This is a genomic window from Leifsonia stereocauli (genome assembly GCF_038432415.1).
GTDB classification, from domain to species: domain Bacteria; phylum Actinomycetota; class Actinomycetes; order Actinomycetales; family Microbacteriaceae; genus Orlajensenia; species Orlajensenia stereocauli.
On record NZ_JBCAUN010000001.1, the window covers coordinates 137,442 to 159,608 of the forward strand.

A 22,167-nucleotide genomic window follows, 5' to 3' on the forward strand; every position below is an offset into this window, starting at 1 on the left:
GCCGGCACCCCGAACAGAGGAAGCATCATGACCGATCTCCAGGACTCGCCGGCTGCTGCCGCGACCATCGACATCGACAAGCTCATGGCATTCGTCGGCAAGGCCGTCGACGAGGTCGGAGCAACGCTCAACACAGCCCTCGTCGTGCTCGGCGACAAGCTCGGCTACTACCGCGCGATGGCGGCATCCGGACCGACGAATGCAGCCCGGCTCGCGCAGGACACGAGGACAGACGAGCACTATGCGCGGGAATGGCTGAACGCCCAGGCCGCCGGCGGTTACGTCGAGTACGACGCCGCCACCAACCGGTACACGCTCCCTCCCGAGCAGATCGCCGCCCTGACCGACCCGTCCAGCCCCGCCTACCTGCCGGGCTTCTTCCAGATCGCCCTCGGGACGATCCACGACGTCGACAGCGTGATGGATGCCGCCCGCAACAACGCAGGCGTGGGCTGGCACGAGCACAACAGCGACGTGCACAATGGCTGCGAGCGCTTCTTCCGCACCATGTACAACGCCCACCTCGTCGACGAGTGGCTCCCCGCTCTCGACGGCGTCGTGGAGAAGCTGCAACAGGGCGCGCGTGTCGCCGACATCGGATGCGGGCACGGTGCGTCGACCGTCATCATGGCGCAGGCGTTCCCGAACTCCACCTTCGTGGGCTCCGACTACCACGAGGCATCCATCGACGTCGCCCGAGAGCGCGCTCGCGCCGCCGGGGTCGACGACCGCGTGACCTTCGAGGTCGCCGGATCCACCGCATTCGCCGGAGCGGCCTACGACCTGGTGACGACCTTCGACGCCCTGCACGACATGGGCGACCCTGTCGGGGCAGCGCGTCATGTTCGTGAGAGCATCGCGCCCGACGGCACCTGGATGGTTGTCGAGCCGATGGCGGGCGACAGCGTGAGCGACAACCTGAACCCGGTGGGCCGCGCCTACTACGGCTTCTCGACGCTGCTCTGCACCCCGGCATCGCTCGCCCAGGACGTCGGCCTGGCGCTCGGAACCCAGGCCGGGCCGGCGCGCATCCGCGACGTGGTCACCGCTGCAGGATTCACCCGGTTCCGCACTGCGGCCGAGACCCCGTTCAACCGCGTGTTGGAGGTCCGTCCGTGATGGGGACCGGCGGAGGATACTGGCGTAGTGGCTGACCCTGTGTCCGTGGCGAGCCCGCGAGACAGCGGCTCGATCGACCGGGACGGCGTGGAGATCTCCTACGCCGTCTACGGCGACGGGCCGACCACCCTGCTGCTGATGCCGACGTGGACGATCGTGCACTCGCGCATCTGGAAGGGGCAGCTCGGCTACCTCGCCCGGCACTTCCGCGTGGTGGTCTTCGACGGCCGGGGAAACGGCGCATCGGCTCGACCGCACGGTGCAGCGGCATACCGCGATGACGAGTACGCCGCCGACGCCGCGGCCGTGTTGGAGGCGACGTCGACGCCGCGGGCCATCGTGGTCGGACTCTCGTGGGGCGTCACGTGGGCGCTGCACCTCGCGGCGTCCCACCCGGATCGCGTCGCCGGGATCGTGGGGATCGGCGCCTCGGGCAACATCCGCGTCGAGCGACCTGCACGCGCCGGCATCGGGTGGGAGGCTCCGAGCGACGCGGGCGCGGGCTGGTCGATGTACAACCGCGAGTTCTGGCTCACGGGCGGCTTCGACGCCTTCGTCGACTTCTTCTTCGCCCGGATGTTCGCCGAGCCGCACTCGACGAAGCAGATCGAGGACGCGGTGGAGTGGGCTCACGAGACCACCCCGGAGATCGTCGCCGACGCCACGGCGGGGATGCACGGGTACCTCGGAGTTCCGGTGGTTCCGCTGGAGCAGGTCTGCGGGGCGGTCCAGTGCGCGGTGCTGCTCATCCACGGCACGGAGGACGAGATCTCCCCGCCGGCGGTGAGCGAGCGCATCGCTGCGCTCACCGGTGGCGACGTCGTGCTCCTGCAGGGCAGCGGGCACGGGCCGCTCGCCCGCGACCCTGTGCGGGTGAACCACCTGATCCGCGAGTTCGTGGACCGGATCACCGCGCCGGCCCCCGTGCGCCGCACCACGACCTGGACGCGGGCTGCTCGCCGCCGTCGAAAGGTCCTCTACCTCTCATCACCGATCGGCCTCGGCCATGCCCGACGCGACCTCGCGATAGCCCGAGAGCTGCGGATGCGGCATCCGGATGTCGAGATCAGCTGGCTCGCCCAGCATCCGGTCACCGCCGTGCTCGAGCAGGCCGGGGAGATCGTGCATCCCGCGTCGGCGTTCCTCGCCAACGAGAGCACGCACATCGAGCACGAGGCCGGCGAGCACGATCTCCATGCCTTCCAGGCCATCCGTCGCATGGACGAGCTCCTCGTGCACAACTTCATGGTCTTCGACGATGTCGTGCGCGAGGAGGACTTCGACCTCGTCATCGGCGACGAGGCGTGGGACGTCGACCATCACCTGCACGAGAACCCGGAACTCAAGCGATTCGCCTTCGCCTGGATGACGGACTTCGTCGGCTGGCTTCCGATGCCGGACGGCGGGAGCAGGGAGGCGGCCCTGACAGCCGACTACAACGCGGAGATGATCGAACAACGTGCCCGCTTCCGGCACGTGCGCGACAGGTCGATCTTCGTGGGATCGCCCGATGACGTGGTGCCGTACTCGTTCGGCCCCGGCCTCCCGCTCATCCGCGCCTGGGTCGAGGAGAACTTCGACTTCGCCGGCTACGTGACGGGCTTCGACCCCGCCGAGGTCGCCGACCGTGATCGACTCCGAGACGAGCTCGGCTACGCGCGGGGAGAGCGGCTGTGCGTCGTGGCCGTCGGGGGATCCGGCGTGGGAGAACCATTGCTGCGACGTGTGCTCGACGCGGTGCCGCTCGCGCTGAGGGCGGCATCCGATCTCCGATTCGTCGTCGTCGCGGGGCCGCGCATCGATCCGCGCTCGCTCCCGCGCCGTCGGGGCTCAACGGTGCGAGGACACGTCCCCGATCTCCACCGCCATCTCGCCGTCGCCGATCTCGCCGTCGTGCAGGGCGGCCTGACCACGTGCATGGAGCTCACCGCGAGCCGCACACCGTTCCTCTACGTGCCGCTCCGTCACCACTTCGAGCAGAACTTCCACGTGCGCCATCGCCTCGAGCGCTACCGAGCCGGTGATCTGCTGCCCTATGAGGAGGCCGCCGATCCTGACGCGCTCGCCGAGGCCATCATCGCGGGGCTCGGTCGGGAGACCACCTTGTTCAGACCGGTCGAGACGGATGGCGCAGCGCGCGCCGCCGCGATGATCGCCGAGCTCCTCTGAACGCAGCCGAGCCCGTCAGGTTGGGCGGCCGCTGAAGCAGGTAAGGGCAGAGCCTCCCGCGGTGCGAACCGCCGACCTAGGTTGGGGAGAGGCAGGCCGCCAGCGCGGCACGAGACCAGGAGGTCAGCAGATGGACTACCGCATATTGGGCCGCACCGGCGTCGAGGTGAGCCCGTTGTGCCTGGGCACGATGATGTTCGGCCCGTGGGGCAACCAGGACGTCGATGATTCCATCCGCGTCATCCACCGGGCGCTCGACGCTGGCATCAACTTCGTCGACACCGCTGACGTGTACTCGGCCGGTGCCTCCGAGGAGATCGTGGGTCAGGCACTTCAGGGGCGGCGCGATGACGTCGTGCTCGCGACCAAGTTCTTCATGCCCATGGGGGAGGGGCCGAACCGAAGCGGGGGCTCCAGGAAGTGGATCATGAGCGAGGTCGAGAACTCTCTGCGGAGGTTGGGAACCGACTACATCGACCTCTACCAGGTGCACCGTCCGAGTGTGACGACCGATGTCGAGGAGACACTCGGTGCGCTCACCGATCTGGTGCGGCAGGGCAAGGTGCGGTACATCGGTTCGTCCTCTTACTCCGGAAGCCAGATCGTCGAGGCGCAGGTCGCGGCCCGCGATCACCACCTCTCCCGGTTCGTCACCGAGCAGCCGCCGTACTCGATCCTCGTTCGGGGCATCGAGGAGGATGTGCTGCCCACGACGCTGCGCCACGGCATGGGAACCCTCACCTACAGTCCTCTGGCCGGCGGATGGCTCTCCGGCAAGTGGCGCAAGGACACGGCGCCGACCCCGACGTCGGCTGCGCGCCCCAGTGCCCGGTTCGACATGACGTCAGCGGCGAACCAGCGGAAGCTGGAGATCGTCGACGCGCTCGCCCAGGTCGCCGACGAGGCCGGGATCAGCCTCATCCACCTGGCCATCGCCTTCGTCGTCAACCACCCGGGCGTGACGTCGGCGATCATCGGTCCGCGCACCATGGAGCAGCTCGAATCCCAGCTGCCGGCGGCAGACGTCCGGCTGACCGACGAGATCCTCGACAGGATCGACCAGCTCGTGCCCCCTGGCGTGACGGTCAATCCCGACGACAACAGCTACGGGAGCGCGACGCTCGTGCCGAGCGCCCTCCGCCGTCACGATGGAGGGAACTGACATGGCCGAGTGGACCGAAGCCGAACTCGACAGCATCGACCGAGCCCGCGAGCTGCGCATCGCCGGGAGGCGCACCGACGGCACCCTGCGCAAACTCGTCATCATCTGGCACGTGCGCGTCGATGACGCCATCTACGTCCGTTCGGTGAACGGCCCCGAGGCGGCCTGGTTCCGCGGCACTCAGGTGCAGGGCAGGGGCCGGATCGAGTCGGGCGGAGTCTCCATGGACGTCGCCTTCACCCGAGACGACACACGGGACGCCGAGATCGATGCCGCCTACCGCGACAAATACGGCAACGGAGCATCGGTACAGGCGATCGTGAGCGCGCAGGCCCTCTCGACCACCCTGCGCGTCGACCCCAGCTGACGGCGGGTCAGGCCTCCCGTCAGAGCGATACCGTCGCCGAGCGCTGGAGGTGTCCGCCGTCGGGCGGTGTCATGTGGAGGGGAGCGGCGACGAAGATCGCGCTCGCGAGCACGGCGCCCACCGTTCCGATCGAGCAGATCCGCGTCATGGTGCTCGTGGTCACCGCTGAGTGGCGTCGCGCGAGGGCGAGCAGACCGAGTCCGGCCAGGCCGCCGGCCGTGTTGACCACGACGTCGGTGACGTCGGTGCTTCCGATGGCGAGGACGTACTGCGTGATCTCCAGGGCGAGGCTCGCGCCGGCGGCGGAGGCCCCGACTTTCCACCATGACCACCGTGGTGCGAGAAGGCCGAGGTAGACACCGAAGGGAATGAAGATCACGAGGTTCATAGCGACCTCGAGTGGAGCACTGGCGCCGTTTCCGGAGGTGGCTGCGAACGGGACGATCTTGATCACGCGCTGCACCCCGCCGATCCAGGGCACGTCGAGCTTCCACAACACGATCCACGCGAGCAACGCGAGATAGGTTCCGAACAGCACGACCAGGGAGGTCGAGGTCCGCTGTGGAACCTGGGCGGCAGCACCCTGCGGGGTCATGTGCGCATCCGCGGGTCGAAGGTGGGGTCCTCGTACATGGCCGGGCAACCGTCTGCGACGGCATCCGGCCGCAGCTCGAAGTGCCAGGACTCGTTGGCGTAGATCTGACACAGGCCGTATTCGGCCCCGTGCTCCGACAGCCAGTACGTCGCATCCCATGGCCCGAGGTCGATCGCGTCTCCGCTCACGTGGGGAGACGTCTCGGCGGTGGCGACCCAGCGAGCAGCTTCCTCCTCGGACCCGTATTCGGCGACGGCCTCGTGCAGCAGCTGCTCCTGGTATTCGGGGGAGCGCCAGCCGCTGTTGACCGTGAAGGTGAGGTCGTCGTCTGCGGCGGCATCCGTCGCGGCCCGACGGAGCGCGTCCAGCAGGGCGGGATCGAGCCCGGCCACGGCAGGAACCTCGTCGTCGAAGACCGTCACGCCGTCGCCGACCTCGCCGCCCGCGCCGCCCGCGTCGGCATTCACCGTGCCCAGGGCGAGCGCCGCCGTCGGCGGCAGGCCACCGGTGATCGTGACGATGACGACGGCGGCCGTGACGATCGTGACGACGGCCGCTGCGACCGCCACGAGCGCGACGATGGCCGATCGAACCCGGCGCGCTGCGCCTGACTGCTCTGGTGATGGTGTGGTGCTGGAGGACATGCCTCCAGCACACTCGACCGCGTGTTGCAGGCGCGTTCGCGTTTTTCGATATCCCGACGATATGGGCCGGCTCGTAGCATGGCGGGTGTGCGAGTGCTGATCGTCGAGGACGAGCCCTACCTGGCTGACGCCATCCGCGATGGCCTGCGCCTGGAGGCCATCGCGGCCGACATCGCCGGCGACGGCGGCACCGCACTGGAGCTGCTGAGCATCAACGACTACGACATCGCCGTGCTCGACCGCGACATCCCGGGGCCATCGGGCGACGAGATCGCCGAGCGCATCGTCGCATCGGGCAGCGGGATGCCGATCATCATGCTCACCGCCGCCGACAGGCTCGACGACAAGGCCACGGGCTTCGAGATCGGAGCAGACGACTATCTCACCAAGCCGTTCGAGATGCGGGAGCTCGTGCTCAGACTCCGAGCGCTCGACCGCAGACGCGCACACAACAGGCCACCGGTGCGTGAGCTCGCCGGCCTCCGACTCGACCCGTTCCGGCGCGAGGTCTACCGCGACGGCCGCTACGTGGCGCTCACCCGCAAGCAGTTCGCCGTGCTCGAGGTGCTGGTCGCGGCAGAGGGCGGCGTCATCAGCGCCGAGGAAATCCTCGAACGGGCGTGGGACGAGAACGCCGACCCGTTCACCAACGCCGTGCGCATCACGGTCTCGGCGCTCCGCAAACGGCTCGGAGAACCCTGGCTCATCGCCACAGTCCCCGGCGTCGGATACCGCATCGACACGGCACCGGATGCCGGAGGCCGAGGTGGCTAGGGAGCGCGGATTGAGCGTCAGGCTCAAGCTCACCCTCAGCTATGCCGGCTTCCTCGCTCTCGCCGTGGCACTGCTGCTCGCCGTCGTATGGGCGTTCATCCTCCGCTACGTTCCGGCAGAGGCGATCAACACCATCGGCGGATTCGTCCCCGGCCGAGACGATCTCGTGCGCGCCTTCGCCCCGGCTGCGGCGTGGGTCGTGCTCTTCCTGGTGCTGTTCGGGCTTCTGGGCGGGTGGATCCTCGCCGGCCGGATGCTCGCGCCATTGACGCGCATCACGACGGCCACGCGCAAGGCCGCGACCGGCTCCCTCTCCCACCGCATCCGGATGCCGGGACGCAGCGACGAGTTCCGTGAGCTCGCCGATGCCTTCGACGCCATGCTCGAACGAGTCGAAGCCCAGGTCGCCGAGCAGCGACGATTCGCGGCGAACGCATCCCACGAGTTGCGCACCCCGCTGGCGACCACGCAGGCGATGCTCGATGTCGCCATCACGGATCCGAACCAGGACACCACCGTGCTCCTCGAACGTCTGCGTGCCGTCAACACCCGGGCGATCGACCTCACCGAGGCCCTGCTCCTTCTCAGCCGCGCCGACCAACGGGCCTTCACCCCCGAGAGTGTCGACCTGTCGCTCCTCGCCGAGGAGGCCACGGAGACGCTCCTCCCTCTGGCGGAGAAGCGCGGTGTCACAATCACGACGACCGGGGAGATCACGCAGGCATCCGGTTCACCGGCCCTCCTGTTGCAGCTGACCACGAACCTCCTGCACAACGCGATCGTGCACAACCTCCCCGAGGGCGGGGCCGTGTGGGTGAGTACGACACCCGCGACGGACGGGGTCATCCTGGCGATCGAGAACACGGGAGACGTGCTTGCGCCCGGTCTGGTCGCGACCCTCACGGAACCGTTCCAGCGCGGCACCGAGCGTCTCCACGGGGACCATGCCGGCGTCGGGCTCGGTCTGGCGATAGTCAAGAGCATCGTGCGGGCGCACGACGGAGTTCTGCTCCTGACGCCGCGGAGCGAGGGCGGGCTCCGGATCGAGGTTCGCCTGCCGGCATCCGTCATCGCCTGACGGCATCCGTCATCGCCTGACGGCGGGGCGCGCCGTCTCAGCTGTCGGGATCGACGACCTCGTCCTCCCGCAACACCCGGCCAGGCGAAGCCGGGCACGCGTAGCCGACGACAACCGGAGCGGGAAGCCGATTGCCGACTTTCACCGCCCGCGACGGCTTCCTCACTTCGAGGACCCGTACTCCGTGCTCCCGACAGACCCTCACCGCGCCCACCGCACTCTCCGACATCCGGGTGCCATGCTCGGTCCACTCGATCTCGATCACGTCGAAACACGTCCACAGTCGAGTCGGAGCCACAGGACACCGTCACCCCCACGGTACGCCGGAGTGGCGCATGTCGGTAGGCGCGTTCTGCAGGCGGCACCGGCCGGCACGGAGCCGTGGTCCGTCGGCTGAATAGACTGGATCTGCCGGCCCTATCCCCGGCAGACGGAGTCGCAGTGGACCCGGCTGAACTCGCCATCGATCCCGACGAGCTCCGTCGACTCGCCGAATGCGCGAAGGAGCCCATCCGCACTCCCGGCGTGATCCAGTCGCACGGGACGCTGCTGGGTGTCGACGCCGCCACGCAGGTCGTCGTCGTCGCGAGCGAGAACGCACGCGGCTGGCTCGGTCGCCCTTTCGCCGATCTCGAGAACCCCGAGCTGCAGGAGGCCGTGCGCTCCGGGCGGGCGATCGATCCTGTGCGGGTGGTCTGGGAGGGTTCGCCGACGGATGCGATCGTGCACCAGGTCGACGACCTCACGATCGTGGAACTCGAGGCCCTGCCGCAGGACGAGTACGCGCGGACGGCCGTCGTCACGGCGATCAACCGCCTGACGACCGTCGCATCCGTCGCCGATCTGCGTCAGCAGGCCGCCGCAGAGATCCGGAGGGTCACCGGATTCGACAGGGTCATGATCTACCACTTCCACGAGGACGGCCACGGGGAGGTCGTCGCCGACGACAGTGTCCCCGAGCTCGAATCCCTCCTGGGCCACCACTTCCCCTCGTCCGACATCCCTCCGCAGGCTCGTGACCTGTACGTGACGAAGGTGGGGCGGGCCATCGCGAGCACGAGCAGTCCCACCATCCCCCTGCTCGCGATCTCCGAGGAGCTGCGAACCGTCGACCTCTCGAACGCCGAGTTGCGGGGCGTGTCGCCCTACCACCTGCAGTACATGCGCAACATGGGACAGGCGTCGACGTTCTCGCTCTCCCTCGTCGAGGACGGCCGGCTCGTCGGGATGGTCACCTGCGCGCACCGCACGGAGCGGCGCCTTCCGGTGCTGCTGCGACGCGCACTGGAAGTTCTCGCCGCCCAGATCACCATGCAGTTCGCATCGATGCGCGAGATCGCCCGACTGCGCCATCTCGTCGAGGTGCGCGAGCGGCGCACCGAGTTGCTGGCCCCTCTCTACGCCTCGGACGACATCCCGTCTGCGCTGCTGCGGGGGCCGCAGACAGTGCTCGACCTGGTGCCGGCCGACGGTGTGCTGGTTCGCATCGGCGGCACCTCTCGAGTGGCAGGCGACGTACCCCCACTCGACGACGTGACCCGGGTGCTCGAGCTGCTCTCAGGACAGGCCTTCGCCTCGGAGGGGCTCGAAGCCGACCGTCCCGACCTCTCGGCCATGCTGCCGAGCACCGCCGGGCTGCTCGTGGTGCCACTCGCGGGCCCCGACGACACCCTCGTCTTCTTCCGCGGCGAGGTGGCGCGCGAGATCTCCTGGCTCGGCGACCTCGGCACCGAGAATCGCCCCAGCGACCTGTCGCCCCGCACGTCGTTCTCGACGTGGAAGGGCATCGTGCGCGGTCGGTCGGAGCCGTGGGGAACGGTGATCCAGGATGCGTTGGAACTCGGCCACGAACTCGAGGTCGTCATGGAGCGCCGGGCGGAGGCTCAGCTCGCCGAACTCGCGATGCGCGACGCGCTGACCGGACTGCACAACCGTCGCTATCTCGCCCACCGCCTAGCCGACGGAAGCCCGCTCGGTCTCGGCGGTCGGGCGCTGCTCTTCGTCGATCTCGATGACTTCAAGAGCGTGAACGACGTTCACGGCCACGATGTCGGCGACGCCGTCATCCTCGAGGTGGCTCGACGCCTCGTCACGCATTCGCGGGAGCACGATGCCGTCGTGCGACTCGGCGGTGACGAGTTCGTCGTGCTCCTCGACGTCGTGGATGACGACGACGTCCACGCGATCGCCGACCGTCTGGTCGCGGCCATCGCCGAACCGATCGTGACGGACCGGATGACTCTGACGATCACCGGCTCCTGCGGCATCGTCGTCGCCGGCCCGGGAGAGGCGCACGACAGGCTCCTCGATGCGGCGGATGCGGCGATGTACCGGGCGAAGCGCGCCGGACGGAACCGCGTCTCGAGCTAGGCGTTCACGACGATGTCGCCTGTGCGGCGACCGATGATGGAGGAGGAAGGCCATGGCTGCAGCCGCTGTTCACCAGGCGACCGTCGACGGTGTGCTGGCCGAGCTGGCAGCGCTGGAGGATCCGAAGGTTCGCGCGGTCAACGAGCGTCACGGCGACGACCACGGCGTCAACCTGAGCAAGCTCCGTGGGGTGGCGAAGGAACTCAAGATCCAGCCCGACCTCGCCCGGGAACTCTGGGCGACCGGAGACACGCCAGCGCGCTTGGTGGCGATCCTGATCAGTCGTCCCAAGCTGTACTCGGCGGCCGAGCTCGACGCCATGCTGCGCGAGGCCCGCGTGCCCAAGGTTCACGACTGGCTCGTGAACTACATCGTCAAGAAGAGCCCCCATGCCGAGGAGCTGCGCGTTCTCTGGTTCGGCGGCGACGATCCCGTGGTGGCGAGCGCCGGATGGGCACTGACCAGCGAGCGGGTGGCGAAGTCGCCGGAGGGTCTCGACCTCGACGAGTTGCTCCGCATCATCGAGGAGCACATGAAGGACGCCCCGGATCGGCTGCAGTGGTCGATGAACGAGTGCCTCGCCGGCATCGGCATCCGTCACCCGGAGTATCGAGCCAGGGCCCTCGCGATCGGCGAGGAACTCGAGGTTCTGAAGGACTACCCGACGCCTCCGGGGTGCACGTCGCCGTATGCGCCGATCTGGATCACTGAGATGGTTCGCCGGCAGGGCTGACCGGCTGTCGCAGAATCGTCCTGAGCTTGTCGGATGCCGTGCGACGGGGATCGCTGAGATAGATCTCGTGGTGCCTGCCGGTCATCTGCAGCGCGTGCGCGGGAATGAACTCGTGGTGCAGCGCGTCGAGCACGGGGGCCTCGTCGTCGTACGACCCGATGTGGAGCGTTTGGACGACCTGCCCTTCCTCGAGGGCCTCCGGGCGCAGGGCGTCGAGCGAGGGTGCGCCGCCCCTACTCGCGGCGTTCCGGCGCGCGGCATCGAGGTGCTCCGCCGTGATCCAGTCGGGGACCATGTTCAGCAGCGTCCAGCTCCACTGCGACTTGTCTCGGGCGGAGGTGAATGAGGTCATGTCGTCCGCCCACCAGAGCGCCTCGAGCGGCATCACCGTGTAGTCGCGGTCGAGCTCGCGCTTGCTGAAGAACTTCAGGGCGTAGGCGACGGGGAAGAGGGTCGCGAGCGCATCTGCGTAGGACTGCGCGGAGTTGGGGTCGCCGTGCCCGTCGATCATGAGGAACTGCAGCGGGGGGACCGTCACGATCTCGAAGGAGCCGCGGGGTGCTGTGTAAGTCGGGACCTGCTTCTTGAAGTCGCTCTTCACTCGGATGCCTCCTGATTCGCCGCAGCCTTCTTCACGCACCCCTGCCATTGAACTGCATGGTGGAGGAGGATGGCGTCATCACGATGATGGCGAATTCGAGGAGGCCGGACATGGGAGTCACGGGAATCGGCGGGCTCTTCTTCCGCAGTCGCGATCCGGAAGGCAGGGCCGCCTGGTATCGCGAACATCTCGACATCGCCGCCGGTCATGACGGCATCTGGCAGACGGATGCCGGGATGACGGTGTTCGCCCCGTTCCCGGCCGACAGCGACTACTTCGACGCAGATCAGTCCTTCATGCTCAATTTCCGCGTCACGGAACTCGATGCGCTAGCCGCCAAGCTGGAAGCAGCTGGCATTCCCGTGGAGCGTCGGGCTGAGTGGAACACCGAGGACTACGGATGCTTCGCCCGCATCCACGATCCGGAGGGTCTGCCGATCGAGCTGTGGGAGCCGCCGTCAGCTCCGTCGACTGAGCCGGCGGATGACGGCGACGAGGGCTCCGCACGCGATCAGCCAGGGGCCGGCGACGATGATCGGGTCGAGCCACGTGTGACTGAGATCGGCGCGCTTCCGACCGAACCGTGACGAGATCGGACGGAGGTGCGGTTCGCTGAGGATGCCGGTCTCGGTGACCGGGTTGTCTGGTCGGAGCGAAGCGAGACTGCGCACGTGACTTCCGACGGCATCGACGCGGTCTGCACCCAGCAGGAGCAGCCAGTGCGCCGCGCGAGCCTCACTGAATCGGCTGTACGCATATCGCCGGATGACACCCGACACGCCCCGCAACGGAGTCGAGGTGCCGAACACCGGCGTGAGCATGGCGTGCTCGATGGATCGTTCGCGGTCCCCGCTGGTCCTCTGTCTCTCGGGAAAGTCCCAGTGCGCGCCGCTGGCGGCCGGGTCGAAGATCTCCCGTGGAACCGACGGCCTGTCGGCCTTGTCGGCATCCGCTCCCCAACCGGGGATACGGGCTCGGAGTTCATCGGCTGTCGGCGCCGGTGAGGGCTTGTCGGCGAGGTAGGCGATGGGGAGGTCGTTGTCGTCAGGCATGGGGTACCACCAGGGTCTTGATGTTGCCGTCGAGTTTCGAGGAGAACATGTGATAGCCCTCGGCGATGTGTTCCAGCGGGATGCGGTGAGTGATGATGTCGCTCGGCTTCAGGTAGCCGTTGCGGATGTGCTCGAGGAGGCGGGGCCACTGACGTTTGGCCGGGGTCTGGTTCATGCGGAGCGTGAGGCCCTTGTTCATGGCGTCTCCGAACTTGACGGCGCTGAACATCGGGCCGTAGGCGCCGATCACTGAGACGGTTCCGCCCTTGCGCACGGAATCGATCGCCCAGTTGAGCGCGATGGGTGAACCGCCTTGGAGCTTCAGTTTCGCCGCCGTGATGTGCTGCGTGAGATTGCCGTCGGCCTCGGCACCGACAGCGTCGATCACGACGTCGGCGCCGAGGTGGTCGGTCGCGCGTTTCATCTCCACCACGATGTCGTCGTACTCCGCGAAGTTGTAGGTCTCCGCATAGGCGAACTCGCGGGCTTTGGCCAGGCGGTACTCGAGATGGTCGATGGAGATGACGCGGCCGGCTCCCATCAACCACGCCGACCGTGCAGCGAAGAGGCCCACCGGGCCCGCGCCGAAGACGACGACGGTGTCGCCCTCCGTGATGCTGCCGAGCTGGGCGCCGAAGTAGCCCGTGGCGAGGGCGTCCGTCATCATCAGGGCGTCTTCGTCGTCGAGCCAGTCCGGGATGATCGAGGGCCCCACATCGGCGAACGGAACACGCACGAACTCCGCCTGACCGCCGTCGTACCCACCGCAGGTGTGGGAGTAACCGTAGATTCCCCCGACAGCAGTCGCGTTGGGGTTCACGTTGTGGCAGTTCGAGTACAGACCGCGCGCGCAGAAGTAGCAGGATCCGCAGTACACGTTGAACGGCACCATGACGCGGTCGCCGACCTTCAGGTTCTGCACCGACGAGCCGACCTCCTCGACGACGCCGATGAACTCGTGGCCGAAGGTCATCCCCACGCGTGTGTCCGGCATCATCCCGTGGTAGAGATGCAGGTCTGAGCCGCAGATGGCGGCCAGGGTCACCCGGATTATGGCATCGTTCGGATGCTCGATCGGCGGCATGTCCTTCTCTTCGACGCGGACCTTGTACGGGCCGCGGTAGACCATTGCTCGCATCGTCGCTCCTGATTCTGTGGCTCGCGCACTCATCCGACTGACTCGTCCTGGCTGGTGGCGGAGGCACTGCCAGTCAAGACCGGGCAGCGCGATCCGGCTCTGGGCTTACGCGACTCCGGCGGAAGTGCTATGCGGCGACGGGCGGATGCGCCGCCCGGCGGAGCGATACCACTGCGCGCAGAAGACCACGACGACGGCCGCTTCGATCCAGGCTCCGAGGTAGTACATCAGCTGCGCGCCGTCGCGCGCCTGAGCCAGGGACACCGTCGCCGGAGGGTTCGCGTACAGGTACTTCGCGAGGATGGCGTGCGAGGCCAGGGCGATGACGAGCGCGACAGCCGACATCACCCGCCTCGGAGGATGCGGATGCGGGTCGATGCCGATGATGGCTGCGGTGAAGAGAAAGCCCGCGAGGAGGAGGTGCGCCTGCACGATCACGTGCACCAGGGGGTTCGTCTGCATGGAGTGCTGGACCGGGGAGAGGTAGATCATCCACAGACCGCCCGCACTGAGGACCAGCGCCGTGATCGGATGCGAGATGAAGCGCGCCGGGCCGCTGCGGAGGGCCCGAGTCAGCCGGCGGGCCGGAGTGACGGAGAGGCTTCTGAGTGCGAGGGTGACTGGAGCGGCCAGCACCAGCAGCAGGGGCGCGATCATGCCGCCGAGCACGTGGGTCCACATGTGCATGACGAAGTCGACGTGAGCGGCGTCGGCAAGCGGACCCACCACTGAGGCTGCACCGAACGCGACCCCAAGTGAGAACAATGCCATCCGATGCGGCGGCCACCCCCGCCCGCGCCTCACCGAGATCACGACGCCCGTGGCGTAGGCGCCGATGGCGAGGATCGCGATGGCGATCGGAATGGCGTCGACGGGCAGCCAGCCAGCGCTCGAATGATGCGGCGTGTGCATTGGAGGATCGTCGTCAGGTCGCGGTTCCGGTGCTCACGGCGTCTGTCGCGCGTCGGCTCTCGACGCGCGGGTCCTCCCCAGCACGACCACGCCGACGATGATCATCACCACCGCGATGATGTTCCAAGTGAGGTCATAGAGGAGCAGATCGACGTCGTAGCGGATCTGGTGGATGCCGAACACCTTGTGCTGGATCACACCGTCGTAGAGCTGGAACGCGCCGGCACCGACCAGGAGTCCTCCGAGCCAGCGGGCCCACCAGAGCGCACCGCGCCGCCTCAGGTCGGCCAGCAGGAACAGCCCGGCTACTGTGGCGAAGAAGCTCAAGGCGTGGAAGAACCCATCCGACACGAGACCGATGTCCGGCGTTCCGAGGTCGTAGAAATGATGCCAGTGCAGCACCTGGTGAAAGACGGCCTCATCGACGAAGGCGGCAAGACCCACACCGAAGAGGACGCCTGACCACACGTTCTCGGTCGATCGCGCGGCACGAGCCTCCCACGACCACGGAGTTGTCGACGATGCGGTCCGATCGGATCCGGGTGAAGTCATGTGACGCCTCGATCGCTGCGGCCGAGTCAGCTGCGGCCGGGCATGTTCAGGTCGGCTGGGTCCACTTCGATGTCGCCGGCGTCGTCGGGGCCCCCGGTGCCTGGCACGGCGAGGATCTGAGACTGATCGATGTCGTCGTCGATGCCGTCCGGCATAGGATCGGCCTGCTTCGCCGCAGTCTCCGTCTCGCTGCCGGGGCTCTCGCTCCTGTCCTTCGTGGTCAGCTCCGTGTCACTGAGTGCCGAGTCGCCGGCATCCTGGTGGACGAAGTCGGCATCCGTGATCTCGCCGCTGGCGAGGTCAGGATCAGTGTGGCCCGGGTTGCTCCCGCTGGCGTTCGTCATGAGTATCTCCAGTTCTGCCGGCCGATGGGCCGGTGTCTCGACCGTAGGCCGCGCGATGGAGTGCCGAGAGGGACTTGACATGGGCCGCATCAGTGTTCCCTCGGCGCGCAAGCACGTCTACTCCGCGATGGACTGCAGGTAACGATCGCGCCACTCGCGAGGAGCCAGCCCATAGCGCGCGCGGAACGCTCGGCTGAACGCGGACGGGGATGCGAAGCCCGAGCGGATGCCAATTCCGCCGATCGGGAACAGGCTGGCGCGGTCGCGTTCCATGAGCGACCGTGCTCGGGCCAGGCGACTCTCGAGGATGACGCGACCGAGCGTGTGCTCCTCGGGTTCGAAGGCCTTCTGCAGGGTGCGCGGCGACACCTGCAGCGCGGCGGCGACGGACGCCGCGGTGAGGGAAGGACTGCTCGAGTACAGCTCGACGTACTGCCTCGCCTCAGTCACCAGGTTGCTTCGCACCGTCTCCGGAGCCGAACGACGGCCGAGGAAATCGTCGACGAATGCGGTCGTGAGCTCCAGGATCGAGTGGGCGAGGGCAGCACCGGATGCCGGCCCGAGGTCAGCGCTCATCTTCATCGTCTGCGACGCCAGCGAGCCGATCATGAGGGGCAGGCCCTCGGTGAGTGGAAAGACCGTGCGAGCGATCGAGTCGATGTCCGATGACGAGAGGCCGAGGGCCTGCCGGTCCATCCGGATCGACAGCGCGCGAAAGTCAGGGGTCATCTGGAACCCGCTCAGCCGTGGCATGTGGTTCATGTTCATGTGACCGGCGTTGTTCTCGAGGTCGTTGTACGCCCGCTTGCACACGATGGCGCCGTCGGTGATGAAAGCCCAGACCAGGGCGTCACCGGGATCGGTGTATCCCGCGAAAGGATCGTCGCCGGACTGCGGGGCCTTGGTGTGCACGAGATGCACGGGCCCGAGCGCCTTGCTCTTCACGACCGTCGCGACCGCCGCTGAGAAGCCGGTCTGCTCACGGGTGGCCTGTGGAAGGTACATCGTGCCCCCGAACCTCGCTGTGCACTGTCAGTTCAACGCACGCTCTTCAGGATGCCGCCTCGGAGGGCCAGACTCAAAGAAGTGAGGGATGTTCTGCCGTTCCGGGCCGGAAGTTGACAGGAGGCGAAGCGTTTCTTCACGATTCACGATTCACGAACGCTGAGCGCGAGGGCGGCCGGCGATCGGATCATGGTTCGAGCACCACCTGAGAACAAGGAGAGACATGCCGTACTTCACCACCTCTGACGGAACCGAGATCTACTACACCGACCAGGGCGAGGGACAGCCTGTGCTGCTCAGCCACGGCTGGCCGCTGTCGTCCGACGCGTGGCAGGTCGAGGTGAAGCTGCTCGCCGACAACGGCTACCGGGCCATCGCCCACGACCGCCGCGGTCACGGGCGCTCGTCCAAGACCTACACGGGCAATGACATGGACACCTATGCCCGCGACCTCGCGGAGCTCATCGAGCACCTCGACCTCCAGAACCTCGTCGTGATCGGCCACTCCACAGGCGGTGGCGAGGTCGTGCGCTATGCAGCCCAGCACGGCGTCGGCCGAGTCGCCAAGGTCATCACGGCCGGTGCCGTTCCCCCGATCATGGTCAAGTCGGACTCGAACCCCGACGGTCTGCCGATCGAGGTCTTCGACGGCATCCGTGCCGGAGTGCTCAAGGACGCATCGCAGTTCTACATCGATCTCACGGAGGCTTTCTTCGGCGCGAACCGCGAGGGCAGCGCCGTCTCCGAGGGTGCCAAGCGCGACTTCTGGCGCCAGGGCATGCTGGTGAACCTCGCGGCAGCCTACGACTGCGTCAAGGCGTTCTCCGAGACCGACTTCACCGAGGACCTGAAGGCTCTCGACGTTCCGATCTTCATCGCCCAGGGCGACGACGATCAGATCGTTCCCATCAACGACGCGGCCCTCAAGTCCATCGAGCTCGTCAAGGACGGCACGCTCAAGGTGTACCCGGGCGCCCCGCACGGCATCTACGGCGACTACCAGGCCGAACTCGACCAGGACATCCTGGACTTCATCAAGAAGTAGCGGGTTCGCAGCCGCGGTCGCTCCAGCCCGCGGCTCTGCTTGGGTCGTCGTCGATTTCTCCGATGGCGGCCCGAGCTCCCACCAGGCGATGTCGGAGGGCGTCCGTACCGTCGGGGCATGGAAACACGCGAATCTGCGATCCGTTCGGAGTACGCCGGGCGATCATGATGCTCGACGGAGGCGATGGAGCACGGGCGACGAGGCCCGGATGGATGCTTGCTGTGGCCGCGCTCGCCTCCATCATGATCTCGCTCGACCTACTGATCGTCGCGACCTCGCTCCTCACGATCAGGGTGGAGCTGGGTGCCGCCCAGGACCAGCTGTTCTGGGTGGTCACGGCGTACGCGATTCCCTTCGCCTCGCTCCTGCTCGTCGGTGCGAGACTCGGCGACAGGTTCGGGCCGAGACGGATGCTGATCACGGGTCTCGTCGGGTTCGCCGGCGCGTCGGTCCTCTGCGGGCTCGCGCCGAACCTGGCCTTCCTCGTCGCGGCGCGCGCAGTGCAGGGAGCGTTCGGGGCGCTCGTCGTTCCGCTCGCCATCTCCCTGCTCGTCGAGGCCGTCGGCCCGATGCGCACCACGCGCACACTGGGGTTCCTCGAGGCGTTGACCGGCATCGCGACCGTCGCCGGTCCCGTGTTGGGAGGCATCGTCACCACGGGACTCGGATGGCGGTGGGTGTTCTGGCTCAACCTGCCCATCGCCGTCGTCACCGTCGCCATCTGCCTTCTGGCGGTGAGAGCCGACGGACCCGGGCGCCGCGAGCCCATCGACCTCCGCGGTGCACTGCTGGCTGCGATGTCCGCCGCCCTGATCGTTCTGTCCGTCGCCACAGGGCCGATTCGCGGACCACTGGATCCGCTCGTACTCGTCTCGGGTGTCGCCGGCATCGTGCTGGGCGCCCTCTTCCTGCGGCATCTTCGACGAACACCGGACGGACTGATTCCCCGTGTGCTGCTGCGAGACCGACAGTTCACGCGAGCGCTCCTGACCACGCTCGCTCTGTTCGCATCACTCTATGGATCGGTGTACTTCCTCGCGCAGTACTTCCAGGTTCTCTATGCGACGGATGCCGCTGGCGCCGGACTGCGGTTGCTGCCCTGGACGGCGACCCTCTTCGTCGTAGCTCCCCTGGCGGGACTCATCGCGGAACGCGTGGGGGAGCGTCCTGTGCTGCTCGTCGGGCTGGTCCTGCAGTCGTTCGGCATGGGGCTGCTGGCTGTGAACGCAGGCAGCACGGACTACCGGGCTGCCCTCGTCCCCCTCATCATCGCCGGTGTCGGCGCGTCCGCTGCCATTCCCGTGGTCCAGGCCCTCGTGCTGGGGGCAGCCCGGCCGGCGACCATCACAGCGGCATCCGGCGCAAACTCGTCGGCACAGGAACTCGGCGGTGCTCTCGGTGTCGCCGTGCTCGTCGGCGTGCTCGGCCTCACCGGGGCCTCCAGCGTGGTGGGCGTCGTCGTGGACGGCATGCGATGGGTATTCCTCGGAAGCGCCATCCTCGCCCTCATCGCGCTCGCCGTCGCCCCGTGGAGGCGTCCACAGCCGTGACCGCCCGGGACTTCGTAGTCCAGAGCTGCAGCGATTTCACCGGCGGTACGGGCTGACCGGCGCCGGGTTGCGCGCTCGGTACATCAGGCGACGACCGAGTCGGAGCCATGGCAGGTCGTGCGGCCAATGCATCGTCACGGTGTGAATACCTCGCTTCCACCTGAGCGACCCCTTTCCATCGTTCAGGGGCCGCATCGAGATACCGGATCGGAGCGACGGGATGAAGCGGATGGAGTTGCTCACGCCCACGTGGAACGACAGGTCGAGATCGTCGTGGGTGAGCTGGTCGTGCACATGCACCTCGTGGCGAACCGATGCCCAGGTCGACCTGCGCAGTGCGAGATTGGAGCCGAACAGGGGCACGTGGCCGAGCGCCATTCCCGTGAAGAGGAAGTAGGAGCCGAGGTAGAGGGCTGCGGCTGGTGAGCGCAGCCACGCGGGCCCGTCGATGAAATACGCCGGGCCGGTGATGGCGTCGACGTCCTCGAGCCTGCCGAAGGTGTCGGCGATGGTCGCCACCCAGTCCGACTGCGGGATCGAGTCAGCGTCGAGCCGGGCGATGATGTCGCCGGATGCCGCGCTGTAGCCGGTCGCGCTGGCCATCCCGATGCCCGGCCGTGATTCGACGACGACCACAGCGCCGAGAGAGCGCGCCACGTCTCCGGAGTCATCCGTCGACCCGTTGTCGACGACGATGATCTCGAAGGGGGCGACGGTCTGCGCCTGAAGCGCACGGAGACAGACGGCCAGCGGCCGAGCGTCGTCCTTCACCGGGATGACGATGCTCACGGTGAGCACCGGGCGGTCTGTCGTCGTCGGAATCAGCTGCGTCATCGTGGCCTGCTGGCGGAGATCCGGGCATCGGCGCGGGCATCGGGGTCCATCCGGGTGCCCCCGACGCCGTCTCTGATCGCCGCACTCCGCCCGGTGAGGAAGGGGAGGGCGATGCCGGCGATGAGGCCGCCGACGGCATCCGCGGCCAGGTCACCGATGGTGTCGTCGTAGCCGACGTATATGACGGCGTCGGTGAGGGCGTTGCCTGCCCACTCGAGCATCTCCCAGATGCTGCCGACTGCGAGGCCGAGTGCCGCGGTGGCGATCACGAGTCCGACGCGGTGGCCGGTCGTCGGCAGGATCCCGCTGCGCTGTGCCGCGACCACGGCGAGGGTGGCGATGACGCCGGTGAGGGCGACGTGCACGAGCTTGTCCCAGCCGAAAACCTCGGTGTACAGGTCGAACACGTTGCTCCATGCAGCCACAAGAACGATGGTGCTCGTGGCGATGTCGACTGAAGGACGCAGGCCCAGAGCGCGCGGAACGAGCACCCCGAGCAACGCGAGCATGAAGATGCCGATCTGCACGGCTCCCCAGCCGATGCCTGCAGCGACAACGCTGGCGACGGCGAACACGCGCACGCAGTCGGCGGCGATCTCTCCCGGGCCGGCAGGGCGTCGCACGAAGGTCTGGATGAGGTCGGTCATCGGAGCGAGTCGCCATCCTCTCGGGAATCCGGTTCGGGCTGCGGCCGCGGGCTCGGCTCGGGCTCCGGGTGCGGCCAGCGCACGACGGCGTGCACGGGTTCGTGGTCGGATGCCGCGGCCCCATCGAAACGGACGGGGTTGATCGCAGCGGCATCGACCTGTACTGACGGGCTCACCAGGATCCTGTCGAGACGGTCTCCGCCGACCACCGGTGCCTTGTAGCGGGAGTAGGTTCCCCACTCCGGGCTCAGGCGCCGAGCGGCGGCGCCCCACGTGTCGACCAGCACATCGTCGCCCGTCAGTTCGGCGAAGACCCCCGACCGGCGGCCGCCGTTGAAGTCGCCCATGACGACGACGGGGCCGTCGAGGCTGCGAGCGATCCCGCGCAGGAAGCGAGCCGATCGACGGCGCGACTTCTCGGAGAGGTGGTCGAGATGAGTCACGATCACGTGGAAACGACCGCCGAACTCGAGCTCCTCCACCTCGGCCTGCACTGCGACTCTCGGCAGGAGGTTGCCGAAGGAGCGCGAACCCGGGGTGTCGGGGGTGTCGGAGAGCCAGTGCACACGCATGTCGAGGAATCGCATCCGGTCGCCGTCGATGTGGATCTCGCAGCGTTCGCCCCTCCGATCCGCGTCCCGGCCTGTGCCGACGCACGTGTACCGGTCGCCGAGGGCATCCGCCACCACGACCGCCTGATCGGGAAGGGCCTCCTGGATGCCGAGCACTGTCGGCCGTTCGGCTGCCAGAAGGCGCGCGAGGAGGGGCGCCCGCCTGCTCCAGAGGTCGGCGGGCGAGACTGATGCCGCCACGCGGCGACGCACGTTGAGCGTCATCAGGTGCACCTCGGGAGAGGCGACAGCGCCGACGGCGGGGGAGCCGATCGCGTCGGGCGTGACGGTGCGCTTCATCCACTCGACGCTACGCGACACCGGGAAGTTCGGTGAGGGCTTGCTTTCGTGCGCGGATCGCCCTCGATTTCCAACTGACGAGCCAGGCCTAGGTCGGGGCGAACGTGTACTCAGGCGGCCGAGCGGGGCTTCAGCAGCCCGGCCCTCTCCGGGTGCGATTCGAACCACTCGGCGACGTACCAGCACATCGGGATGATGCGGAGGCGTGTGGTGCGCTCCACATCATCGACCGCGAACTCCACGAGTTCGCCGGCCAGGCCGTGCCCGCGCAGCCTGGGATTGGTGTACGCCCGCGTCATCGAGATGGAGTCGCCCAGCACGGAGTAGTCGAGGCTCGATGCGATGACGCCGTCGCGCAGCAGCACGTAGCGGTTCGCGTCCGGCTCGTTGAGGAACTGATCGGTCATGCAACGAGGCTACGCCCGACACAAAGGTGGCGTGTCGGGCTGGACAGAACGGGTTGCGGCCAGTCTCGTCGGGCGGGGTCTGGACGACGCCGAAGCCGAGGGCAGGCGTGACGACGCCGTAGTTCAGGGGATCGTTGAGGTCCCACCCCGACGCTGAC

The 22,167-nt window shown here is 67.7% G+C and carries 24 protein-coding genes; 10 read left to right on the top strand and 14 right to left on the bottom strand.

Annotation, left to right across the window (positions count from 1 at the left end; all coding sequences use genetic code 11):
* The first annotated feature begins 27 nt into the window (after nt 1–27).
* The 4 genes from AADV74_RS00720 to AADV74_RS00735 all read left to right on the top strand — a co-directional run bounded on the left by AADV74_RS00720 (nt 28) and on the right by AADV74_RS00735 (nt 4,817).
* Nucleotides 28–1,119, top strand: a complete 1,092-nt coding sequence (locus AADV74_RS00720; RefSeq protein ID WP_342110827.1) for a class I SAM-dependent methyltransferase — start codon at nt 28–30, stop codon at nt 1,117–1,119.
* A gap of 27 nt (nt 1,120–1,146) precedes the next feature.
* On the top strand, nt 1,147–3,288 hold the full coding sequence (locus AADV74_RS00725; protein ID WP_342110829.1) for an alpha/beta hydrolase: 2,142 nt from the start codon (nt 1,147–1,149) through the stop codon (nt 3,286–3,288).
* Nucleotides 3,289–3,418: 130 nt separating this feature from the next.
* The gene (locus AADV74_RS00730; RefSeq protein ID WP_342110831.1) at nt 3,419–4,450 is read left to right on the top strand and encodes an aldo/keto reductase; all 1,032 of its coding nucleotides are present in this window, start codon (nt 3,419–3,421) and stop codon (nt 4,448–4,450) included.
* Nucleotide 4,451: 1 nt separating this feature from the next.
* Complete coding sequence (locus tag AADV74_RS00735) at nt 4,452–4,817, top strand: DUF2255 family protein (protein WP_342110832.1); 366 nt, start codon at nt 4,452–4,454, stop codon at nt 4,815–4,817.
* A gap of 19 nt (nt 4,818–4,836) precedes the next feature.
* On the opposite strand, the gene AADV74_RS00740 is transcribed toward AADV74_RS00735, so the two are convergent.
* Both AADV74_RS00740 and AADV74_RS00745 read right to left on the bottom strand, forming a co-directional pair.
* Nucleotides 4,837–5,412: a VanZ family protein gene (locus tag AADV74_RS00740; RefSeq protein WP_342110834.1), complete on the bottom strand. Its 576-nt coding sequence runs from the start codon at nt 5,410–5,412 to the stop codon at nt 4,837–4,839.
* The gene (locus AADV74_RS00745) at nt 5,409–6,056 is read right to left on the bottom strand and encodes a M15 family metallopeptidase (protein WP_342110836.1); all 648 of its coding nucleotides are present in this window, start codon (nt 6,054–6,056) and stop codon (nt 5,409–5,411) included. The genes AADV74_RS00740 and AADV74_RS00745 overlap by 4 nt, the downstream gene beginning before the upstream one ends.
* An 87-nt stretch (nt 6,057–6,143) precedes the next feature.
* Here AADV74_RS00745 and AADV74_RS00750 point away from each other — a divergent pair, with 87 nt between their 5' ends.
* On the top strand, nt 6,144–6,830 hold the full coding sequence (locus AADV74_RS00750; RefSeq protein ID WP_342110838.1) for a response regulator transcription factor: 687 nt from the start codon (nt 6,144–6,146) through the stop codon (nt 6,828–6,830).
* A gap of 10 nt (nt 6,831–6,840) precedes the next feature.
* Nucleotides 6,841–7,908: a sensor histidine kinase gene (locus AADV74_RS00755; RefSeq protein ID WP_342110840.1), complete on the top strand. Its 1,068-nt coding sequence runs from the start codon at nt 6,841–6,843 to the stop codon at nt 7,906–7,908.
* A 37-nt stretch (nt 7,909–7,945) separates the two neighbouring features.
* Here the strand turns inward: AADV74_RS00755 and AADV74_RS00760 are convergent, their stop codons facing one another.
* On the bottom strand, nt 7,946–8,173 hold the full coding sequence (locus tag AADV74_RS00760; protein WP_342110843.1) for a hypothetical protein: 228 nt from the start codon (nt 8,171–8,173) through the stop codon (nt 7,946–7,948).
* A 176-nt stretch (nt 8,174–8,349) separates the two neighbouring features.
* On the opposite strand from AADV74_RS00760, the gene AADV74_RS00765 reads away from it, so the two are divergent.
* Nucleotides 8,350–10,278, top strand: a complete 1,929-nt coding sequence (locus AADV74_RS00765; protein ID WP_342110845.1) for a diguanylate cyclase domain-containing protein — start codon at nt 8,350–8,352, stop codon at nt 10,276–10,278.
* Nucleotides 10,279–10,330: 52 nt separating this feature from the next.
* Entirely contained in the window at nt 10,331–11,011 is a 681-nt protein-coding gene (locus tag AADV74_RS00770) for a DNA alkylation repair protein (RefSeq protein WP_342110847.1), read from the top strand.
* Here AADV74_RS00770 and AADV74_RS00775 read toward each other — a convergent pair.
* From AADV74_RS00775 to AADV74_RS00805, 7 genes are all read right to left on the bottom strand, one after another.
* Nucleotides 10,983–11,612 carry a GyrI-like domain-containing protein gene (locus AADV74_RS00775; RefSeq protein ID WP_342110849.1) on the bottom strand — a complete coding sequence of 210 codons (630 nt, stop codon included), beginning with the start codon at nt 11,610–11,612 and terminating at the stop codon, nt 10,983–10,985. The two genes, AADV74_RS00770 and AADV74_RS00775, sit on opposite strands and share 29 nt — an antisense overlap.
* A 458-nt stretch (nt 11,613–12,070) precedes the next feature.
* Nucleotides 12,071–12,664 carry a hypothetical protein gene (locus tag AADV74_RS00780; protein WP_342110851.1) on the bottom strand — a complete coding sequence of 198 codons (594 nt, stop codon included), beginning with the start codon at nt 12,662–12,664 and terminating at the stop codon, nt 12,071–12,073.
* Nucleotides 12,657–13,802 (bottom strand): zinc-dependent alcohol dehydrogenase, encoded by a 1,146-nt coding sequence (locus tag AADV74_RS00785; RefSeq protein WP_342110853.1) that lies wholly within the window; start codon nt 13,800–13,802, stop codon nt 12,657–12,659. Before AADV74_RS00785 ends, AADV74_RS00780 begins: the two co-directional genes overlap by 8 nt.
* A 105-nt stretch (nt 13,803–13,907) precedes the next feature.
* Entirely contained in the window at nt 13,908–14,714 is an 807-nt protein-coding gene (locus tag AADV74_RS00790) for a cytochrome c oxidase assembly protein (RefSeq protein ID WP_342110854.1), read from the bottom strand.
* A 33-nt stretch (nt 14,715–14,747) separates the two neighbouring features.
* Nucleotides 14,748–15,266: a DUF2243 domain-containing protein gene (locus AADV74_RS00795; protein WP_342110856.1), complete on the bottom strand. Its 519-nt coding sequence runs from the start codon at nt 15,264–15,266 to the stop codon at nt 14,748–14,750.
* Nucleotides 15,267–15,292: 26 nt separating this feature from the next.
* A complete protein-coding gene (locus AADV74_RS00800; RefSeq protein WP_342110859.1) occupies nt 15,293–15,610 on the bottom strand; it encodes a hypothetical protein in 318 nt (105 codons plus the stop codon).
* A 117-nt stretch (nt 15,611–15,727) separates the two neighbouring features.
* Nucleotides 15,728–16,615, bottom strand: coding sequence for a helix-turn-helix transcriptional regulator (locus AADV74_RS00805; protein ID WP_342110861.1), 888 nt, complete (start codon nt 16,613–16,615; stop codon nt 15,728–15,730).
* A 223-nt stretch (nt 16,616–16,838) separates the two neighbouring features.
* On the opposite strand from AADV74_RS00805, the gene AADV74_RS00810 reads away from it, so the two are divergent.
* Together AADV74_RS00810 and AADV74_RS00815 are read left to right on the top strand one after the other, a co-directional pair.
* Nucleotides 16,839–17,660, top strand: a complete 822-nt coding sequence (locus tag AADV74_RS00810; RefSeq protein ID WP_342110862.1) for an alpha/beta fold hydrolase — start codon at nt 16,839–16,841, stop codon at nt 17,658–17,660.
* A 221-nt stretch (nt 17,661–17,881) separates the two neighbouring features.
* Nucleotides 17,882–19,210: an MFS transporter gene (locus tag AADV74_RS00815; protein ID WP_342110865.1), complete on the top strand. Its 1,329-nt coding sequence runs from the start codon at nt 17,882–17,884 to the stop codon at nt 19,208–19,210.
* A 36-nt stretch (nt 19,211–19,246) separates the two neighbouring features.
* On the opposite strand, the gene AADV74_RS00820 is transcribed toward AADV74_RS00815, so the two are convergent.
* From AADV74_RS00820 to AADV74_RS00835, 4 genes are all read right to left on the bottom strand, one after another.
* Nucleotides 19,247–20,044, bottom strand: coding sequence for a glycosyltransferase family 2 protein (locus AADV74_RS00820; RefSeq protein ID WP_342110867.1), 798 nt, complete (start codon nt 20,042–20,044; stop codon nt 19,247–19,249).
* Nucleotides 20,041–20,691: a DUF2238 domain-containing protein gene (locus AADV74_RS00825; protein ID WP_342110869.1), complete on the bottom strand. Its 651-nt coding sequence runs from the start codon at nt 20,689–20,691 to the stop codon at nt 20,041–20,043. Before AADV74_RS00825 ends, AADV74_RS00820 begins: the two co-directional genes overlap by 4 nt.
* On the bottom strand, nt 20,688–21,602 hold the full coding sequence (locus AADV74_RS00830) for an endonuclease/exonuclease/phosphatase family protein (RefSeq protein WP_342110871.1): 915 nt from the start codon (nt 21,600–21,602) through the stop codon (nt 20,688–20,690). Before AADV74_RS00830 ends, AADV74_RS00825 begins: the two co-directional genes overlap by 4 nt.
* Nucleotides 21,603–21,712: 110 nt before the next feature.
* Nucleotides 21,713–22,009: a GNAT family N-acetyltransferase gene (locus AADV74_RS00835; protein ID WP_342110873.1), complete on the bottom strand. Its 297-nt coding sequence runs from the start codon at nt 22,007–22,009 to the stop codon at nt 21,713–21,715.
* Between the last annotated feature and the right edge of the window lie 158 nt (nt 22,010–22,167).

What these genes read in the sequence shown, in the direction of transcription:
- AADV74_RS00720 (WP_342110827.1), top strand. Translation starts at nt 28, where the DNA reads ATGACCGATCTCCAGGACTCGCCGGCTGCTGCCGCGACCATCGACATC.
- AADV74_RS00730 (WP_342110831.1), top strand. Translation starts at nt 3,419, where the DNA reads ATGGACTACCGCATATTGGGCCGCACCGGCGTCGAGGTGAGCCCGTTG.
- AADV74_RS00735 (WP_342110832.1), top strand. Translation starts at nt 4,452, where the DNA reads ATGGCCGAGTGGACCGAAGCCGAACTCGACAGCATCGACCGAGCCCGC.
- AADV74_RS00740 (WP_342110834.1), bottom strand. Translation starts at nt 5,412, where the DNA reads ATGACCCCGCAGGGTGCTGCCGCCCAGGTTCCACAGCGGACCTCGACC.
- AADV74_RS00745 (WP_342110836.1), bottom strand. Translation starts at nt 6,056, where the DNA reads ATGTCCTCCAGCACCACACCATCACCAGAGCAGTCAGGCGCAGCGCGC.
- AADV74_RS00770 (WP_342110847.1), top strand. Translation starts at nt 10,331, where the DNA reads ATGGCTGCAGCCGCTGTTCACCAGGCGACCGTCGACGGTGTGCTGGCC.
- AADV74_RS00780 (WP_342110851.1), bottom strand. Translation starts at nt 12,664, where the DNA reads ATGCCTGACGACAACGACCTCCCCATCGCCTACCTCGCCGACAAGCCC.
- AADV74_RS00785 (WP_342110853.1), bottom strand. Translation starts at nt 13,802, where the DNA reads ATGCGAGCAATGGTCTACCGCGGCCCGTACAAGGTCCGCGTCGAAGAG.
- AADV74_RS00790 (WP_342110854.1), bottom strand. Translation starts at nt 14,714, where the DNA reads ATGCACACGCCGCATCATTCGAGCGCTGGCTGGCTGCCCGTCGACGCC.
- AADV74_RS00795 (WP_342110856.1), bottom strand. Translation starts at nt 15,266, where the DNA reads ATGACTTCACCCGGATCCGATCGGACCGCATCGTCGACAACTCCGTGG.
- AADV74_RS00800 (WP_342110859.1), bottom strand. Translation starts at nt 15,610, where the DNA reads ATGACGAACGCCAGCGGGAGCAACCCGGGCCACACTGATCCTGACCTC.
- AADV74_RS00805 (WP_342110861.1), bottom strand. Translation starts at nt 16,615, where the DNA reads ATGTACCTTCCACAGGCCACCCGTGAGCAGACCGGCTTCTCAGCGGCG.
- AADV74_RS00810 (WP_342110862.1), top strand. Translation starts at nt 16,839, where the DNA reads ATGCCGTACTTCACCACCTCTGACGGAACCGAGATCTACTACACCGAC.
- AADV74_RS00820 (WP_342110867.1), bottom strand. Translation starts at nt 20,044, where the DNA reads ATGACGCAGCTGATTCCGACGACGACAGACCGCCCGGTGCTCACCGTG.
- AADV74_RS00825 (WP_342110869.1), bottom strand. Translation starts at nt 20,691, where the DNA reads ATGACCGACCTCATCCAGACCTTCGTGCGACGCCCTGCCGGCCCGGGA.
- AADV74_RS00830 (WP_342110871.1), bottom strand. Translation starts at nt 21,602, where the DNA reads ATGAAGCGCACCGTCACGCCCGACGCGATCGGCTCCCCCGCCGTCGGC.
- AADV74_RS00835 (WP_342110873.1), bottom strand. Translation starts at nt 22,009, where the DNA reads ATGACCGATCAGTTCCTCAACGAGCCGGACGCGAACCGCTACGTGCTG.